The organism is Tahibacter aquaticus, assembly GCF_004363655.1.
GTDB lineage: Bacteria > Pseudomonadota > Gammaproteobacteria > Xanthomonadales > Rhodanobacteraceae > Tahibacter > Tahibacter aquaticus.
Genome location: NZ_SNZH01000004.1, coordinates 30,512 through 46,961 on the forward strand (window position 1 = coordinate 30,512; position 16,450 = coordinate 46,961).

At 63.1% G+C, this 16,450-nt stretch carries 19 protein-coding genes; 11 read left to right on the forward strand and 8 right to left on the reverse strand.

Going from position 1 to position 16,450, the window contains the following annotated elements; genetic code table 11:
- Nucleotides 1–72: 72 nt before the first annotated feature.
- Nucleotides 73–1,602 carry an ArnT family glycosyltransferase gene (locus DFR29_RS07510; protein WP_208113536.1) on the forward strand — a complete coding sequence of 510 codons (1,530 nt, stop codon included), beginning with the start codon at nt 73–75 and terminating at the stop codon, nt 1,600–1,602.
- Between the two features lie 17 nt (nt 1,603–1,619).
- Here the strand turns inward: DFR29_RS07510 and DFR29_RS07515 are convergent, their stop codons facing one another.
- Nucleotides 1,620–2,141 carry a hypothetical protein gene (locus DFR29_RS07515; RefSeq protein WP_133817974.1) on the reverse strand — a complete coding sequence of 174 codons (522 nt, stop codon included), beginning with the start codon at nt 2,139–2,141 and terminating at the stop codon, nt 1,620–1,622.
- The gene (locus DFR29_RS07520; protein ID WP_133817975.1) at nt 2,081–2,599 is read right to left on the reverse strand and encodes a hypothetical protein; all 519 of its coding nucleotides are present in this window, start codon (nt 2,597–2,599) and stop codon (nt 2,081–2,083) included. The genes DFR29_RS07515 and DFR29_RS07520 overlap by 61 nt, the downstream gene beginning before the upstream one ends.
- Nucleotides 2,600–2,769: 170 nt before the next feature.
- Here DFR29_RS07520 and DFR29_RS07525 point away from each other — a divergent pair, with 170 nt between their 5' ends.
- Together DFR29_RS07525 and DFR29_RS07530 are read left to right on the forward strand one after the other, a co-directional pair.
- Complete coding sequence (locus DFR29_RS07525) at nt 2,770–4,440, forward strand: ArnT family glycosyltransferase (RefSeq protein WP_133817976.1); 1,671 nt, start codon at nt 2,770–2,772, stop codon at nt 4,438–4,440.
- Between the two features lie 119 nt (nt 4,441–4,559).
- On the forward strand, nt 4,560–6,134 hold the full coding sequence (locus DFR29_RS07530) for an ArnT family glycosyltransferase (protein ID WP_243745986.1): 1,575 nt from the start codon (nt 4,560–4,562) through the stop codon (nt 6,132–6,134).
- 54 nt (nt 6,135–6,188) lie between these two features.
- On the opposite strand, the gene DFR29_RS07535 is transcribed toward DFR29_RS07530, so the two are convergent.
- Nucleotides 6,189–6,674, reverse strand: a complete 486-nt coding sequence (locus tag DFR29_RS07535) for an MgtC/SapB family protein (RefSeq protein ID WP_133817978.1) — start codon at nt 6,672–6,674, stop codon at nt 6,189–6,191.
- A gap of 872 nt (nt 6,675–7,546) precedes the next feature.
- A complete protein-coding gene (locus DFR29_RS07545) occupies nt 7,547–8,167 on the reverse strand; it encodes a cation efflux transmembrane domain-containing protein (protein WP_133817979.1) in 621 nt (206 codons plus the stop codon).
- Between the two features lie 185 nt (nt 8,168–8,352).
- Between DFR29_RS07545 and DFR29_RS07550 the strand changes: the two genes are divergently transcribed.
- The 3 genes from DFR29_RS07550 (at nt 8,353) to DFR29_RS07560 (ending at nt 10,215) form a co-directional block, all read left to right on the forward strand.
- A complete protein-coding gene (locus DFR29_RS07550; RefSeq protein ID WP_133817980.1) occupies nt 8,353–8,802 on the forward strand; it encodes a MerR family transcriptional regulator in 450 nt (149 codons plus the stop codon).
- Nucleotides 8,803–9,134: 332 nt separating this feature from the next.
- Nucleotides 9,135–9,788: a class I SAM-dependent methyltransferase gene (locus tag DFR29_RS07555; RefSeq protein ID WP_133817981.1), complete on the forward strand. Its 654-nt coding sequence runs from the start codon at nt 9,135–9,137 to the stop codon at nt 9,786–9,788.
- A gap of 109 nt (nt 9,789–9,897) precedes the next feature.
- The gene (locus DFR29_RS07560) at nt 9,898–10,215 is read left to right on the forward strand and encodes a YnfA family protein (protein ID WP_425598826.1); all 318 of its coding nucleotides are present in this window, start codon (nt 9,898–9,900) and stop codon (nt 10,213–10,215) included.
- Nucleotides 10,216–10,295: 80 nt separating this feature from the next.
- Here DFR29_RS07560 and DFR29_RS07565 read toward each other — a convergent pair whose 3' ends face one another.
- From DFR29_RS07565 to DFR29_RS07575, 3 genes are all read right to left on the reverse strand, one after another.
- On the reverse strand, nt 10,296–10,544 hold the full coding sequence (locus DFR29_RS07565; RefSeq protein WP_133817983.1) for a hypothetical protein: 249 nt from the start codon (nt 10,542–10,544) through the stop codon (nt 10,296–10,298).
- 234 nt (nt 10,545–10,778) lie between these two features.
- Nucleotides 10,779–11,030: a hypothetical protein gene (locus DFR29_RS07570; protein WP_133817984.1), complete on the reverse strand. Its 252-nt coding sequence runs from the start codon at nt 11,028–11,030 to the stop codon at nt 10,779–10,781.
- Between the two features lie 12 nt (nt 11,031–11,042).
- The gene (locus DFR29_RS07575; protein WP_133817985.1) at nt 11,043–11,600 is read right to left on the reverse strand and encodes a hypothetical protein; all 558 of its coding nucleotides are present in this window, start codon (nt 11,598–11,600) and stop codon (nt 11,043–11,045) included.
- 87 nt (nt 11,601–11,687) lie between these two features.
- Between DFR29_RS07575 and DFR29_RS07580 the strand changes: the two genes are divergently transcribed.
- Nucleotides 11,688–12,071 carry a helix-turn-helix domain-containing protein gene (locus DFR29_RS07580; RefSeq protein ID WP_133817986.1) on the forward strand — a complete coding sequence of 128 codons (384 nt, stop codon included), beginning with the start codon at nt 11,688–11,690 and terminating at the stop codon, nt 12,069–12,071.
- Between the two features lie 4 nt (nt 12,072–12,075).
- Here the strand turns inward: DFR29_RS07580 and DFR29_RS07585 are convergent, their stop codons facing one another.
- Nucleotides 12,076–12,369, reverse strand: a complete 294-nt coding sequence (locus tag DFR29_RS07585) for a helix-turn-helix domain-containing protein (protein WP_133817987.1) — start codon at nt 12,367–12,369, stop codon at nt 12,076–12,078.
- A gap of 301 nt (nt 12,370–12,670) precedes the next feature.
- Between DFR29_RS07585 and DFR29_RS07590 the strand changes: the two genes are divergently transcribed.
- Genes DFR29_RS07590 through DFR29_RS07605 form a run of 4 tightly spaced genes read left to right on the forward strand, consistent with a single transcriptional unit; the run spans nt 12,671 to nt 16,426 of the window.
- Nucleotides 12,671–13,204 carry a MarR family winged helix-turn-helix transcriptional regulator gene (locus tag DFR29_RS07590; protein ID WP_133817988.1) on the forward strand — a complete coding sequence of 178 codons (534 nt, stop codon included), beginning with the start codon at nt 12,671–12,673 and terminating at the stop codon, nt 13,202–13,204.
- A complete protein-coding gene (locus DFR29_RS07595; protein WP_208113537.1) occupies nt 13,180–13,782 on the forward strand; it encodes an arsinothricin resistance N-acetyltransferase ArsN1 family A in 603 nt (200 codons plus the stop codon). The genes DFR29_RS07590 and DFR29_RS07595 overlap by 25 nt, the downstream gene beginning before the upstream one ends.
- An 8-nt stretch (nt 13,783–13,790) precedes the next feature.
- Complete coding sequence (locus DFR29_RS07600) at nt 13,791–15,236, forward strand: NAD(P)-binding domain-containing protein (RefSeq protein WP_133817989.1); 1,446 nt, start codon at nt 13,791–13,793, stop codon at nt 15,234–15,236.
- A complete protein-coding gene (locus DFR29_RS07605; protein ID WP_133817990.1) occupies nt 15,233–16,426 on the forward strand; it encodes an MFS transporter in 1,194 nt (397 codons plus the stop codon). The genes DFR29_RS07600 and DFR29_RS07605 overlap by 4 nt, the downstream gene beginning before the upstream one ends.
- Nucleotides 16,427–16,450: the final 24 nt, after the last annotated feature.

Sequence of the window (16,450 nt, forward strand, 5' to 3'; positions counted from 1 at the left end):
AGTCGGACGAAAGCGGGGCCTCTTGAGAATGCGCGCCCACTGCGCACCTGGCGCAGGCCAGGGTTCGCCGCCGTGCCGCTTTCTCGAAGCATCTTTCTGGACAACCCGGCATCAGCGGGAGGACCCGGCCTTGCAAGCGCGCTGCGCGCCGACCGCACGCTTACGGTGCTGGTTGTCTTGCTCACGGTCGTACTGCTGCTTCGGCTGGCCACGTTGGGCCTGTATCCGCTACTGGATCCCTCTGAAGCACGCTATGCGGAGATGGCGCGGGGCATGGCCACGGATGGGGGCTGGGTCACACCGTGGTTCGCAACCGGCGTGCCGTTCTGGGGCAAGCCCCCGTTGGCCTTCTGGACCCAAGCAACGAGCATGCTGGTGTTGGGCATCAACGAGTTCGCAGCTCGACTACCGGCTTGGCTGCTGCATGTCGCCACCTGCCTGATGATGATCCGCATGGCCAAGGAAGAGGGCAACGCGCGCGCCGGAGTCCTGGCCTCAGTGATTTTTTCCAGCAGCCTGCTTGGCGTGGTGGCCAGCGGCGTGGTCCTCACCGACCCGGCGTTGAACTTCTCCACGTGGCTGGCCTGCTACGGCTTCTGGCGTGGCGTCGCTCACGGCGATCGACGTGGTGCACTGTGGGGCTTCGTCGGACTCGGACTGGGCCTGCTCGCCAAGGGCCCTTTGGTTTTCCTCCTATGCGGTGTTCCCGCCGTGAGCTGGACGCTCGTCACGCGGCGTTGGATTGCTTGGCGGCATCTGCCGTGGTTTACAGGCATCAGCATCGTCCTGCTTATTGCCGTTCCCTGGTATGTGCTGGCAGAACTACACACCCCAGGCTTTCTCGACTACTTTTTTGTGGGCGAACACTGGAACCGGTTTCTGGTCAGCAACTGGGCAGGCGATCGCTACGGCACGGCGCACGCGCAGCCACACGGGATGATCTGGCTGTTTCTCCTCGGTGCCCTGCTGCCCTGGTCTCTGCTGCTGCCATTGCTCTACACGCGCCGACACGCGCTTGCACGAAACCGCGATTGCACCCTGTTCCTTGCCGCCGTCGCGCTGACGACCCCGGCGTTCTTTACGCTCGCCGGCAACGTGCTGTGGACCTACGCCCTGCCCGCCCTACCCGCCGCGAGCCTGCTGCTGGCGCATGCGCTGTGTGCCGAGGCGCAGCAGCCCCGCTGGCACGCCGGGCTCGCACTGGTGTTCCCACTCGGCCTGCTCGTGGTCGTAGCCGACGGGCGATTGCTTGAGCGCGGCGAGAACCAGCGAAGCGTGGTTGCTCTGTGGGAACAGCGTCGAGAAGGCGCGCCCGATCCGCTTTACTACACACCGAAGCGTTCTTTCGCCGGTGAGTTCTACAGCGCTGGCCACGCGCGGACGGCGGATGATGCCGCCGGGTTGCCGCGCCAGGGTTCGTTCTACGTTGCCGTCAAGGACAGCCGCAAGACCGCGTGGCCGTGGCCGGACGGGGTGCGCTGCGACGACGTCGGGCGCACCAGCAAGACCGTGCTGTATCGGTGTTCGCGTCAGGAACGCGGCGGACTGGAGGAACTCGCGCTGCGCCATGCGGCTATCCCATCGTCGGCCGCGAGAAATTGAGTCGCCGTGGCTGGCCGCTACACGATGGCGCAGGCGGCCGCCTCGGCAGGCGCTACCGGAAACGTCTGCCCAGGACGCGCCCTCGTCACGAAGTGTTGCTGCACTGCCTCCCATTCCGTGCGCGGCACCAAAATTCCGTTGTTGATAGACCAGCTTTTATCGGGTTTGGGTCGGCCGGATATGAAAGTTCGCACGTATTGAAGCGCAAAACCCGGCGTCCAGCTGAAGTCGCGACGGCCGGCGTGGAGGTAGAAGTTGGTCCAACGATAGATCTTGGCGATGTCGTGCCGGTCCACGGCGAAGACGGCCGACGGACAATGCAGGCCGATCGCCTCCAGCAGCTCCGAGATGCTGATGGGCTGGATACTGTGGTTCCTGGAATCTTCGTAGGCGTGGACGTGAAAGGCCTCGCGTAAGCGCGTTTCGATCGCCACGCGTAGCAAGGCAATACCAACGAATGGTGCACGATCGATGTGCGTCAGCAGCGAGAACTTGCCGTAGGTGACTTGCTCAGCTGCCTTGTAGATCTCAAAAGGCATGTCGAAACCGCTGCTCCATACGCCGTAGACGCCGGACATTCCAACAGCGCATGCCCGGCCTGCTCGAGCATGGCCAGCGCATCCAGGAGAAGATCGTGCAGCCCTTCGCTCAACTCATGCACCGATGCATCACCAAAACGCACCATCGTGGAAAAATCTGCGCGAGCGATGATATTGGTGTAGCGCGTGGCTTCAGCGGCAAACATTGCTGTCTGCGCCTCGTAAAAGCGCGCTGAATGAAGCAGTGTGGTTTGCTCGTGCGCGGTAGTCACCAGCCCTTGGCGCACCGCCTCGCACGCGGCCATGCTGGGCAGATACTTGAGGCCCAGAATGCCCGACATTTCCGTCCGCACGTGCTCGATGCCCTCGTGCGCGAGCCAGGCCGCTGCGGCGGTCAACGCGTCGACCTGATGCGACGCCAATGCGTCGATGTGCTGATTCAGCAGCTGACTGGACATGCGTGCCCCCGCTCTGCATTCCGCAACGTGATGTTAGCTTCCCGGAATCAGGCGTCATTCGTGTGAAGCCCCGCGTAAGCCGGCTGTAAGCCGCGATCCGCCTAGACTCGCGGGTGTCTCCCGCCCCGCATTCCGTGCCATTTTTTCCTCGCCCATTCCCACCGGTGTGGATGGCGCTGTGGCTCGGCGTCGTCCTGGTTTCGGCGTTCCAGCACCGCCCCGCTGACTGGGCATCGGTGCGCGTCCTGGGCACCGCCTGGGACATGTGGAACCACGAACAGTATTGGGTACCGCTACACAACGGGCAACCCGATCCCAACGTCATGCCGCTGATTTACTGGCTGATCCACGCTGGCTGGACGCTGAGTGGGGTCAATGACGCGTGGCCCCGGCTGCTTCAAGCGGTTTTGGGCGCCATCTGGCTAGGCCTGGGTGCGGCCCTGGCCCGGCAGTGGGCACCACTCGAAAAACACGATGGGGTTCCGTGGCTGCTCATCGCCGGCGCCCTACCACTGGTGGCAGCACTCCAGATCAGCAACGACCTGCTGACCGCCGTGTGTGTCGTCGCCGCCTTGTTGGCACTCAGCGGTCGGCCCGCGTGGTTGGGCTTCACGCTTTCCCTAGCTGCCGGGCTCCTGACCGCCGGTCCGTTGATGCTGGGCTTTGTGGCGCTACCGCTGCTCCTCGGGCCGTGGTGGAGCGCATCGGCACGGGAGGACCGCCGCCGCTGGTATCGCCGCGCACGCCTGTCCACGCTCACCGCCATCGTGATCTTCCTGACGTGGGCGAGTTTCGCGGGCACCGTCGGCGGTGCGGCCTACCGCGTCCGATTGATGGCGATCGAACCGCTGCGTTCGATCCTGGAGATCTTCGAGGCACTGACACAGCCTGCGGCGCTCGCCCTGTTGGCCGCGCTGCTGTTGCCGTGGGCGCTGTGGCCGCGCCTGTGGCGCGCCGTATTCGCCTGGCGGAGGCCATTCGACGACGCAAGCCGCTTCGCGCTCACCGTGGTTGCGTCGGGCCTGGTGCTGGCACTGTGGGTGCCCCGCGCGAGCTTCGGCAGCGTTCTCGCGATTCTGCCAATGGCCGGAATCGTGCTCATCGGTGCACTGCGCGCGCACGAAGCCACCGGCGCGCCTCCCTCGCGGTTCTGGGGACCCTGGCCATTTGCCTGCCTGATGCTGATGGTGGCCATTTTGGTTGGCTGGGGCGTGCCGTGGCTGGCCGCTCGTGCGGATGCACCGCCGTGGATCCACCTACTCGCGTCCTGGAGCGCAGGAATCACCTTGGTGCTGGCGATCCTGGCAGGTCTGCTGCTGAGCGTCCCGCACGCGCTGGGTGCACAGCTGCGCACTACGGCGACCGTCTCGCTGCTCGTGCTGGCGCTCGGCTACGGTCTGTTCGCCAGGCTGTTTGCCGCTGCGTTCGATCCTGAGCCCGCTGCGACACTGATTGCGCGTGCGGCGGCCGCAGGGCAGCCCATCGCACGCATCGGCCGCTACCAAGGCGAGCTGCATTTTTACGCACACCTGACTGAGCCGGTCGCCGAAATCACTGAGACCGACGTGCTGGTCTGGGCACGCGCACACACCTCTGGGCTGATCGTGCAGTATCCGGAACACGCCGATGCCACGGCGTTGCGCGCCGGAGCACTCCTGGTGGCTCCGTTTGGCCGCCGCTGGATGGTGATTTGGCCAGCCGCTGCCCTTCTTTCAGCGCCTACACCGTTGTCGGCTGGTCGGCCCAATCGCGCAGCGCTGCCACTACACGCCCGTCGCTGTAGCGGCAATCGCGGTACTGGTCCTTCAGAACAGCAGAAACTGCATCGTGAAATGACCTAGTAAGTCAGCTGTAAGTTGTGCCCTGCCTACACTGCGGTGCTCCAGCCTACGCGTGCAGCATGCAACCGGCTCTCTTTCGCTTTTCTCCACCGGCTTGGCTGGTTCTGTGGGTATGCGCCTTGCTCTGGGCCATCTTCCAGCACGGCCCACTGCCGCTGTACTCCACGCGCACGCTCGGTGTCGCCTGGGAAATGTGGAATCAGGGCACATTTCTCGTGCCACATACGAATGGCGCGCCCTACAGCCACAAGGTTCCATTGCTGTTCTGGCTGATCCACGCTGGCTGGGCGGCGTTCGGTGTCAACGACGTCTGGCCGCGCATCCTGCAAGTGCTCATCGCTGCAGCTTGGCTGTTCACGAGCGCGCGGCTGGCACAGGCTGCCAACATCGGCAAACCCTCAGCCGCGTCGCTCGTGCCGTGGCTGCTCATCGCCCTTCCCTATCCCTTTTTGTTCAGCCTGCAGATCATGTATGAGGTGCTGCTGGCACTGTGCGTCGCGGCCGCCTTGTGCGCCCTGACCGGGCGACCACGCTGGCATTGGTTTGCCTTGGCTATCGGTGCCGGCCTGCTGACCAAGGGGCCGGTGATGCTGCTGCACGTAGTGTTCCCATGGCTGCTGGGACCATGGTGGAGCGAAGCCGCCCGAAGCAACCGCCGGCACTGGTATAGCGGCGGGCTGCTGGCCATCGCCGGGGGCATCGCCCTCCTGCTGGCCTGGGCAGTTCCGGCAGGCTTTGTCGGTGGCGAGGACTATCGCCGCGAACTGTTCTTCCTTCAGACCGCCGGTCGGGTCGTGGCCAGCTTCGACCACGCTCGCCCGGTGTTCTGGTATCTGCCGATGCTGCTCGTCCTGATGCTGCCTTGGGCAACCTGGCCACGTGTCTGGCACGCCCTCGCCACCGCACGCGGCCCGATGACCGACAATGAGCGATTTGCCGTCAGCTGGGTCCTTCCGACGTTTGTGGTGTTCTGTCTGATTTCTGGCAAGCAGGTCTACTACCTGCTACCCCTGGTGCCGGGTATGGCGATGTTGCTCGCGGCCGCCCTGCGCCGGCAGCAATCCCGCATGCTCGGCAACGGGCGGCGCTGGCGCGCCTGGCCGATCGCTACTGTCTTGATAGGCATTGCACTACTGCTAGCCGCACTGCCCGTCTGGCGCGCCCACGCGGCAAACGCGCCCCACTGGGTTGCCGATACGTATGCCACCGCGCCCTGGTTTGCTGCCGGATTCCTGGCGCTTGGCGCGGTGTGTCTGCTGGGTGACCCCCGGCACGAGCTGCAACGCATCGCGGTTTGCGTCCTGCTCGGCGTCGCGCTCGTGCACACCGTGTTCGCCCGTTCCCTGTTCCACCACTTCGACTTGCGCCCGGCCGCTGCCGTGCTCGCACGTGCCGAAGCAGAAGGTCGCCCTATCGCCAACGTCGGCCGCTACGAAGCCCAGTTCCACTTTGTCGCGCGTCTCAACCGTCCATTGGTGGAAATCGAAGCGCACGATATTGGTGCCTGGGCCAAGGCCAACCCTGATGGCGTCATCGTGCGCTACCCGGCGCGCACGGAACCCGCCGACGAGAAGGCGGCTCTGCTGGTTCAGCCATTCCGGTCCCGCTGGATCGAAATCTGGGACGCGCAAACGCTGGCGATGACAACGGCGTCAGCGTTCGACGAGACCACTACTCTCTTTCCGCAGGAATAGAGCAACGAATCTGGCCAACGACCTCGGGGGGAATGCCTCGCTTTCTGTTCCCCATCACGACTGCAGATCGGTATCCCCATTCGAGCGCCGTTCCGACGGTGCAAGGCGGATAGCCGCCAGCGTCAGGACAGTGATGGTCGTCGCCAGCAGAGCCAGACCAAGCGCGCCCAATCCCACCGTCACCCCGATGGCCGCCGTCATCCAGATACCGGCAGCTGTGGTGAGGCCGTGGATTTCGCGCTCGGCGGCCAGCTTGAGGATGGCACCGCCACCGATGAAGCCGATGCCTGTCGTCAGTCCCTGCACGACACGGGAAATACCGTCTGACGACATGCCGCTACCCTGGCAGGCGACGACGAACAGGGCCGTTCCCAGGCAAACCAGCATATGGGTTCGCAAACCCGCCGACTTACCCATGCTTTTCCGCTCCCATCCCACTGCAGCGCCCAGCAGTGCAGCGGCAATCAGACGGATGACCACATGCGCTAGCTGTCGCGCATCGGGAAATCCGGCGGCGAGTTCATCCCAAAGCACTTCCATAGCGACCTCTCATTTTTCTGTGATCGGGGGGCACGGGCCACCACGATGGAACTGACGCCGGCATAGCGCGATGCATAGCACGCAACGCGTGAGGCGTTCCTGCGTTCTGCCTTCGCGCACCGACTGTCGTCCAGGCGCACTTACCGTGGAATTACGGCCGATTTCACCCTCCGGGAGCCAACAAGCTGGCCAACCCGAACGAAGGACGGCCAGCGGTTCTACCGGGTAGCGCGGCTAGGCACTGAAGACCACAGCCGGCAGAGACCCCAAGCGTCCAATGGCGCAAGGAAGAACACCGTCGCCATGCCCGGGAAATACCCGTAAGCGTGCCGGGTCAGCAGAGGAACCACGAAATGGGCGAGCTCACTCACCGCCATCGAGGCGAAGAACGTGTAGGCGAGATAGGCTCCCGAGGGATGCCGCCGGTTTATTAGCCAGGGCACCAACAGCCAGGCACCTGCGGAATCACGAGCAGTAGCAAGAACAACAGCGGCGTGGTTTCGGGCACCGGGATGCCGGTGATTTCCCGGGAAAGGGTTTCGAAGAACCCAGCGCGGTTTTCCTCAACCTTGTGCAGGACGAACGCCGCCAGCGTCAGCCAGTACGGTGCGCGGATCGAGGCAAACGGTGTATCCGTGGGACGAAACCACCAGAAGAGAAAACCGCTGCCGTAACCGATGAGGAAAATGCCTGCGACCAGTGCACCGAGTATACGTAGCCCACCGCCGGCACCGGCAGTGTAAAAGCGAGCGCAGCGAAGATAGACAGTGGGGTTCGCTGCAGCCTCATTGTCGATGCTCCGACGGTCAGCAACGCACGACTTTACGCGACACGGCGCAAGGGATCGTCACCGGTGGTTTCAAGCACGACCGTCACGCACGGAACTCGGGCCACGCCGAACGGATCACGCGAATCGCCGAGCGCAAGAACAGCAATGCGATGGCGAGGCCAACCACGATGTCCGGCCAGCCAGCGCCAAACCATGCCACCGCGCCGGCCGCCACGAGCACACCGAGGTTAGCGATCACGTCATTGCGCGAGCATTCGAACGTGCTGCTCATGTTGACGTTCAGCGCGCGGAAGCGCCACAGCAGTGCCAGGCAAGTCAGGTTCGCAACCAGTGCCAGCGAACCGAATATCAGCATGAGGTGCGTCGACGGCGGCACGCCGTGAACGAGCTTCAGCGCAATGTCGATGACGATAACGGCAAAGAACACCAGGATGAGTCCACCCTTAGCCAGTGCTGCGCCGGCCTCCCAACGTTGGCCGCGCCCCAGGGCAAACAGGCTCAGACCGTAGACCACGGCGTCACCGAGCATGTCCACAGCGTCGGCCTGAAGTGCCGATGATCGCGCGACCAAGCCCGCAGAGAACTCGGCGAAAAACATGACGGCGTTGATGACCAGCACGATGATCAGCACCCGCCGCTGCTCAGCCTGTGCAGCCAGCTTGGCGAGCGCTTCGCCTTTCTTGTTGCAGCAATCGTCACCCATGAGACACGCCCAGCCTCACAGACCTTGAATTTCGCATGTGCTCGGCCAGCACCGGTGGATACCCTGGCGTACGACGCGCAGATCTGTGGGCGAGAAGGAAGCGTCTCGAGGGAAACATGATGGGCTGCGTTGACTGGGGGAGCAGGCCGCCCTTATAAACCCTGGAGTTACTCCAGGGTCAAGAGATGAACGAACGACAGACCATTGGCCAGGCGGCTACCGCCTCGGGCATGCCGGCGGACAACATCCGCTACTACGAGAAAATAGGCTTGGTCGCCAAGCCATCCCGGACGGAGGGCAACTACCGCACCTATGGCCCGAACGAAGTGCGCCGCCTGGGCTTTATTCGCCGTGCCCGCGAGCTCGGGTTTTCCATCGAGCAGGTACGGGAAATGCTGGAGATGACACCGCATCACGAGCAAGATTGCGGCCGGGTGGACCAGCTCACGCACGAGCATCTCCTGAGCATCGATCGCAAGATTGCCGATCTCACGGCACTGCGGCATGAGCTGGAAGCTATGCTCACGTCCTGCCATGGCGGAACGGTGCGCGACTGCAGGATCCTGGAAGCTATCGCCCCGTCCAAATCCGCAGTCACTCCCCACCGTCATGCGGTCGGCCAAGCCAAAATCTAGATTGATTCCGCCGACATAGGCTTTCGGTAACCGCACGGTGTGATTCCCCGACGGGCGACGCGCGAATAGCTGTCACTGTGTTGGTGTTGGCGTTATCGCTTTTCTCTTGTCGGGAAGACGGTCTATGCGCTTCGCGCTGGATCTACCTCGAGTTGTTCGACTCGACCGGCAGGCAAAGATTTCCAGCCGTATATGCCAACCGCTTCTGCGGGTCGGCGAGATGCAAACCCCAGTGATCCCGATTCCCTTAACCCTGAGGTCACGCGGGTCAGTGCGACGTGCGGCCGGGTTTACCATACTCTGCGTCATTCTTGGAAAGGGAAGCCGCGCGCATGACCAGCACCTCGACTCCCGCTTCTACCAATACAGCGGACACTTCCGATCATTGGGAGCAGGTATACCGCACGCGTCCATCTGATGAAGTCAGCTGGTATCGTCCGCATTTGGAACGTTCGCTGAGCTTCATCCAAGCCGCATCGCCTGATCACCATGCTCGCATCCTGGACGTCGGGGGCGGCGCCTCGACCTTGGTGGACGATCTAGTTGCGCAGGGGTACCAAAATCTGTCAGTGCTGGATCTGGCCGAGGCGGCACTGCAGCAAGCCCGTGACCGGCTTGGCGAGTCGGCTTCCGCCGTGAAATGGATATCGGCTGACGTGCGCACGGTTTCGTTCGACTCGCACAGCATCGACCTATGGCATGACCGTGCCGTTTTCCACTTCCTGACGGATGAGGCGGACCGCGCCAGCTACGTGCGCCAAGTCACCGCCGCACTCAAGCCAGGCGGCCATCTGGTAATCGCCACCTTTGCACCCGATGGCCCCACCCGCTGCAGCGGCCTGGAGGTTGTTCGCTACGATGCGACTGGCTTGGCACAGGTGTTTGGCCAGGCCTTTCGCCTGGAAGCACAGGCGGCCGATGCGCACACCACGCCCAACGGCAACACTCAGTCCTTCGTCTATTGCCGCTTTGTGCGCGTGGCGTGACCGAGAAGGGACGCTGACGTCCCGCCAGGGACGCAAGGAGAGCGCGGATGTCTTCCAGGCTCACGGCTATACGAACTCGCCGCGTGAGGAAAATCGTCTGAACACCGTCTTGATCTACATCGGCGCCGCCCTGGCAGAAATCGCCGGATGTTTTGGCTTCTGGATGTGGTTGCGGCAAGGCCGGACTGGCTGGTGGCTGCTGCCAGCCCTGCTGTCCTTGGCGGCGTTTGCCTATCTGCTCACCCTGGTGGAAAGCAACGCTGCTGGCCGGGCCTACGCGGCTTACGGCGGCGTATACATGGCCGCATCCCTGGCCTGGCTGTGGACCGTCGAAGGGGTACGCCCTGATCGCTGGGATCTCACCGGTGCAACGTTGTGCCTGATCGGGGCGGCGATCGTGCTCTGGGGACCGCGTGCGGCGGCTTAGGCGCACCCTGTAGAACACTTTCTGCTTCGAACAAGGTCCGCGCAGTGCAGACCAAGCAACCCGGACAAATCCCGCTTTACCTACGCTGACAGCTCCGGGCTGAACGTGCGCTCCGCCACCACGGTACCGTCTTCCGCCTCGATATGCAGATAGGCCGCCATCCCCGCCGCCACGATTTGCGAGCAGATGGACTCGCACCCTGCGATCGCAGCTTCCTGCGTGGCATAGCTCGCCACGACGTCAGATGCCTGCCGATCGGATGCACCTCGAAACAGTTCCCACTCGGTGCGCTCTGGGTTATAGCGCACGGTGTAATGGCGTCGATACATCGATTACCCGGCTCGAAGTTCAGTCAGTCAGTATCAGCTACTACGCGCCAATTGGGATGACAGCGGATCACGGACTATCGGCGTCAACGGTCGCAGTGATGGCCGCACAGTGGCGCGCACCGATCGCTCCTGCCCTGTCGGCGAACTCGACTGCAGACGCGAAAAAAGGGGGCGCATCCGCGCCCACTGAAAAACGGTCGCGCGTGTCCACGACCGTTTGATGGAGGAAAGAGCTCAGACGCCCGTGCGTCGACACTCCTGCTCGAGCCATTGGCGCAGTGCAGGTAGCCATTCGGCGGCCTGCTGTCCAACGACGCTGCCCGTAAGCACCGCTTCTCGAAGTTCAGCGGGAATGGCTTCATCCGGCACGTCGCGAACAACCCGCTTCAGTTCCTGCCGGAGCCGAAACTCGGGGTCGAAACCCACCTGGTGCGGTGAGGCCGCCTCTGCGGCCAGACTGACGATGCGTTGAATCTCGAAGTACATAGGTGTTTCCGATCAGCCAGCGGAATGCCCATCACGGCCGTGTCGGTTGTCGCGTCGACCATGGACAGCCGCCGCCGCGTCAAACAGAGACCGATCAACCTCAGTGACGCCCAACAACCGGCAAATCGTTCTACCGTCCAACCCGATGACGACGGCATGCGCATGCGGTGTGGCCGCCGAAATCACGCCAGGCGCCGAGTTGCGAACGATGGGCACCAAGGTGCCGTCCTCGACTGCTGCGACGAGTCCTGGCCCGATCTGGAAAGCCAGTCGCTGCGCGCCGATCAACTTTGGGCACGGAGCAGCGAACGTCAGCCGCAAGAAACGTTCACGCGCCTCCCGCACGACCACGCTACGGTCACTCTCGACGGCGAAGGCACGCACGCGATCCGGACGAAAGCTCGGGATAGCGGTCAGCTGGTCGACCGTTCCTGAGCTGCCAACAGGCGCAGAAAACGCGGTCATTACGAATAGAAAGGCGAGCGCGGTCGCGGCCGCCGGAAGGCACCGTGTCATAGGAGATTCCTCGATCAGAAGGGATGGCGCCCAGGCGGTGTCGGATTCCGACATGAGCGAAGTACATATTATTTGTGTACTGAAAGTTTCGCTAGTGAAAAAGCGTTGGTTACGCTAGGGAAAAACCCTCAGGCCGACGCCATGAAGTCGATCCATAAGCCCGAATTTCTGCTGTTCCGCACGCTGCTGCGCGAGACCCGGATAGCCGCCGACCTAAGCCAGATCACGCTGGCGGAACGCTTGGGCGTACCGCAGGCATACGTTTCTGCGTTTGAGTTAGGCAAAGTCAGGCAGGACTTCATCCAGATCAGGGATTGGTGCACGGCATGTGGGATCGCCGCAGCCGACCTGGCAAACCAGTTCGATCAGCGATGGGCTGTCGAAGGCCCCGCCTTGACGCGGCTTGTCGGCAAGCCCGCCAAGAAAGCCGCCACGCGCACGACGACGACGCGTGGCGCTGCGGAGGCAAAATCAATGGCGAAAGTGGCTGGAAAGCCCGTTAGGAAGCGCTCTCGCGGGAAGTAAGTGCTTACTGAAGCGACAGATTCGGCAGCGGTGTCCCCGCGACCGCCAACCGCCGGTCATATTCGTCGGAGAATGCGGGAAAGCTCAACCCGTAAACGGCAAGGAGGGACCTGACGTCCCACCAGTCCGGCGGGTCAGTCCCCGCTTCTACCGCCTCGAGACGTTCACGAGTTTGGCCCCAACGTGAGGCAGCCTCGGTCAGATCGAGGTCGGCTTGCACTCGCGCGCAGCGCAGCAGGTAGGCCAGCAGGTGGTGTTCCAACAGACGTAGCGAGCGGCGTTGCTGCTCCGTGTCCAAGACGAGTCTCCTGACGGTAGACCCGCGTCGGAATGGATGGGAGATCGCCTGTGTCTCCACAGGCGACCCGGGTCCACCGCCAGGAGCGCAGGTCGTTAACCACTGGCGGCCGCACGGCTTCCGACAGCAGTGCGAGACGAGAGGCTAACCAGTACAGGCCATTGAAAGCAATTGGGAAATCCTTCAAACGGCCGCGCTCCCGGTCCGAAGCATCCCTGCCTGCCAACGCACAAGCCGCCCTGCTCAAGTCGCCCATTTAGTTGCTACTTGCAATAATCGGTCGACGCGATATAGTTGTTACATGCAACGGAAACTGAAAACCGCTGATGCCTCCGAATCCGAACGCCTGCAGGCTGACGCCGAGGCGCTCAACGCAGTGCTCGCCGATCTGGTGCGGGTGTATCAGTTTCGGGATCGGGATCGGATCTGTTGCTTCGACATCTCGGTAACCCAGTGCTATGCGCTGGAGGCCCTGGCCGAACACGGCCCGATGCGCAGCCAAGCCCTGGCAGCGCAAATGCTGTTGGACAAGAGCACGACCACGCGAGTGATCGATGCGCTCGAGCGTAAAGGCTATGTGGAGCGGCGTCCCGATGATCAGGACGCTCGGGCCGTTTCCCTACGCATCACCCGCAGTGGCCGATCACTCTACGACACCATCAACCGTGGACTCGTCGCGCAGCAGGCGGAAATGCTGGCCGAACTGGACCCTGCGGTTCGGGCCAGTGTCACCGACGTAATCCGACGCCTCGCCAAGGCCGCTGAAGCCCGATTCGTCTCCGGCATCAGTGTGGGTAGCGGTGCGTCCGCGTGCAGCACCTCCGGCTGCAGCTGATCTTTTTATTTGCCCAAATAGTTGTCACTAACAACACTATGCCCACACCCCTCTCCACTCGATACGCTATTGCGGCCGACGCCCCAGCAATTACGGCGATCTACAACCAGGGCATCACCGGACGAAGTGCAACCTTCGAGACTGAGCTACGCACGGTCGATGATGTGTTGCCGCGCATTGCCGATACGCGCCACCCGCTTCTCGTCGCTGCCGATGCTGCTGACAGCGTCGTCGGCTGGGCTGGCCTGAGCAGCTATCGATCACGCGCCTGCTACGCCGGCATCGCGGAGTTTTCGATCTACATCGATACCGATGCTCGTGGACACGGCATCGGACGCATGTTGCTCGATAGCCTGCTCAATGCAGCCCGTGAAGCCGGATTCTGGAAAGTCCTATCGCGTGTCTTTCCGTTCAACACGGCAAGTCTTGCACTTTGCCGCGCCTGCGGTTTCCGCGAAGTCGGCCTGTATGAAAAGCACGGCCAGCTCGATGGCCAATGGCTCGATGTCGTGATTGTCGAACGCCTGATCCCCGAAAACCTGGCCGGCACTAACGCCCGCCTGCCCACCACTCCGTGAGGTGCCTCATGTCCAACTCATTGCCCGTCGTCATAATTGGTGCCGGTCCCATCGGATTGGCCGCTGCCGCTCACTTGCGCGCCCGAGGTCTCACACCCTTGGTGCTGGAAGCAGGCACCCAGGTGGGTGCCGGTATGCGGCAATGGGGACATGTGCGCATGTTCTCGCCATGGGAATACAACATCGATGCGCGCTGCGCGGAACTCCTGGCCGCGAACGGCTGGCAGCCACCCGATCCGGCGCGTTTCCCCACGGGCGGTGAAGTCGTCGAACGCTACCTGGAACCCCTGGGCACCACGCCAGAGTTATCACCGCACATCCGCCTGAACACAAGGGTGAGCAGCGTCACCCGACAGCGGCGTGATCGCATGAAGAACGCGCAGCGTGACACCACGCCCTTCGTGATTCGCTATCTGCAAGACGACCAAGAGCAGGAGGTGCTGGCGCAAGCCGTCATCGACGCTTCCGGCACTTTCGCCTCACCCAACCCACTCGGTGCTGCAGGCATTCCAGCGCTCGGTGAACAATCCGCCGCCGCGCATATTTTCTACGGCATCCCCGATGTACTGGGCGCCGACAGGGCGCGCTATGTCGGCAAACGGATACTGGTCATTGGCAGTGGTCATTCCGCCTTCAATGTGCTGACCGATCTGGCACGCCTCGCTGAAACCACCGCCGGGATGGAAGTCCATTGGGCCGTGCGGCGTCCTTCGCTGCAACGCGTGCTCGGTGGTGGTGAAAACGATCAGCTGCAAGAACGTGGCAGGCTGGGGCTCCGCATTGCGCGGTTGGTCGAACAAGGCCGCATCACGGTGCACACGAATATCCACATCGACCGTATTGAGCGCGCGGAGGCTGGATGGGTGGCCTACAGTGACACTACGGTGCTGCCACCAGTGGACGAGCTGATTGGCGCCACCGGCTTTCGCCCCGACCTGAGCCTGTTCGGCGAGATCCGGCTTGATCTGGATCTCGGCACGCAAGCACCGGTGGCGCTCGCACCGTTGATCGATCCAAACCTACACAGTTGCGGCACCGTCCGGCCGCATGGTGCGATCGAACTCCAGCACGCCGATTCGAACCTCTACATTGTCGGCATGAAGAGCTACGGCCGCGCGCCCACATTCTTGCTGATGACGGGCTACGAGCAAGTGCGTTCCGTCGCGGCGGCGCTGGCCGGAGACTGGGAAGCCGCTCGGCGCGTGGAGCTGGTGCTGCCGGAAACCGGCGTGTGCAACACGCAGTTTGCCGACGACACGACATCTGTCTCCACCAGCGCAAGCTGCTGTGGTGGTCCTGCTCCTGCTGAAGCAGCTGCCTGCTGCGTCGCTGACGCTGAAGCCAAGGCCGAAGGCCGGGGTGGCTGTGGCTGCGGCCCCACCACAGCACCCACGCCCGTGGTGGCGGTTGCTGCCCCAGCCAAATCCTCCTGCTGCGGCGGCGCACGCGCATGAGCGAGCCGCGCCCCTCCGCGATTGCGGTGTTGGGCGCGGCCCAGTGTGTCTATTGGGGCATCCTGTATTACGCCTTCTCGGTCCTGATGGTTCCCCTGCGTGAGGCATTGGGAACGAGCGATGCGGCGATTGCCGGTGCCTTCTCGTTGGGTCTCACGGTCAGTGCATTGCTGGCTACCACCGTCGGCCGCCGGCTCGACAAGGGACAGGGAATCGCCCTGCTACGGGGTGGCGCATTCACCGCTGCAGGGTTGCTACTGGTCTGGTCTCAGGTAGAGAGCCTAGCGGCGCTGTATGCCGTCTGGGTGGGCCTCGGTGTCTGCATGGCGCTGGTTCTCTACGAGACGGCGTTTGGCCTGGTAACGCGCGCTCACGCCAATGCCGGCGTCCGCATGCGTGCCTTGGCGGTGGTGACCGTTCTGGGCGGCCTCGCGAGCACGCTGTTCCTGCCGCTCACTGGAGCAGGTGTGACGTATCTGGGCTGGCGCACCACATTGCAGGCATTGGCCGTCGTCTGGCTGCTGATGACGCTCTGCCTGGAAGGGTTCGCCCTGCCCCACCTGAGAACAGTGGATCGCCGTGAGGTGACTCCTCTTTCGCCGTCACCCAGTCCTCCAGATCGCGCCTTGTTGCGCTGGGCAGGTACGCCCTTCGTGGTTGCCACCTTTGCCGGCATGGCACTGACGACCCTGGTCGTTCCGCATATGGTCAAGCATGGCCACTCGCTTGAGCACGCAGCGTGGGTGCTGGCGGCACTGGGCGTGATGCAGCTGCCCGGCCGTCTGTGGCTGTGGCGTGGCGGCCATCTCGCACTATCGCCCCGTGTGCTGCTGGTGATGCCGCTAGTACTCCAGGTGCTCGGATTGGCACTACTGGGCATTGCCGACACGCTGACAAGCGCTTTTCTTGGTGTAGCGATCTTCGGTGTCGGTGCCGGTCTGCACACGCTGGCCAGACCGTGGATCGCTCCGTTCATTTTCGGAGTGGAGTCGGCAGGGCGCGCCAACGGTGCGATTGCCCAGGCGCAGGGTTTTGCCCGTGCTTGCGGCCCTTTCGTGGTGGCCAGTTCATCCGGTTTCGTCGGCAGCAATGCCGTGTTTCTGATCCTTTCCCTGGTCCTGCTCGCGTGTTGTCCGCTGGCCTATCGGCTGTCACGCCATCACCACCTCACTGCGAGCAGCTCGGCGTGATCCCGTTCGACTACCTATCCAGAA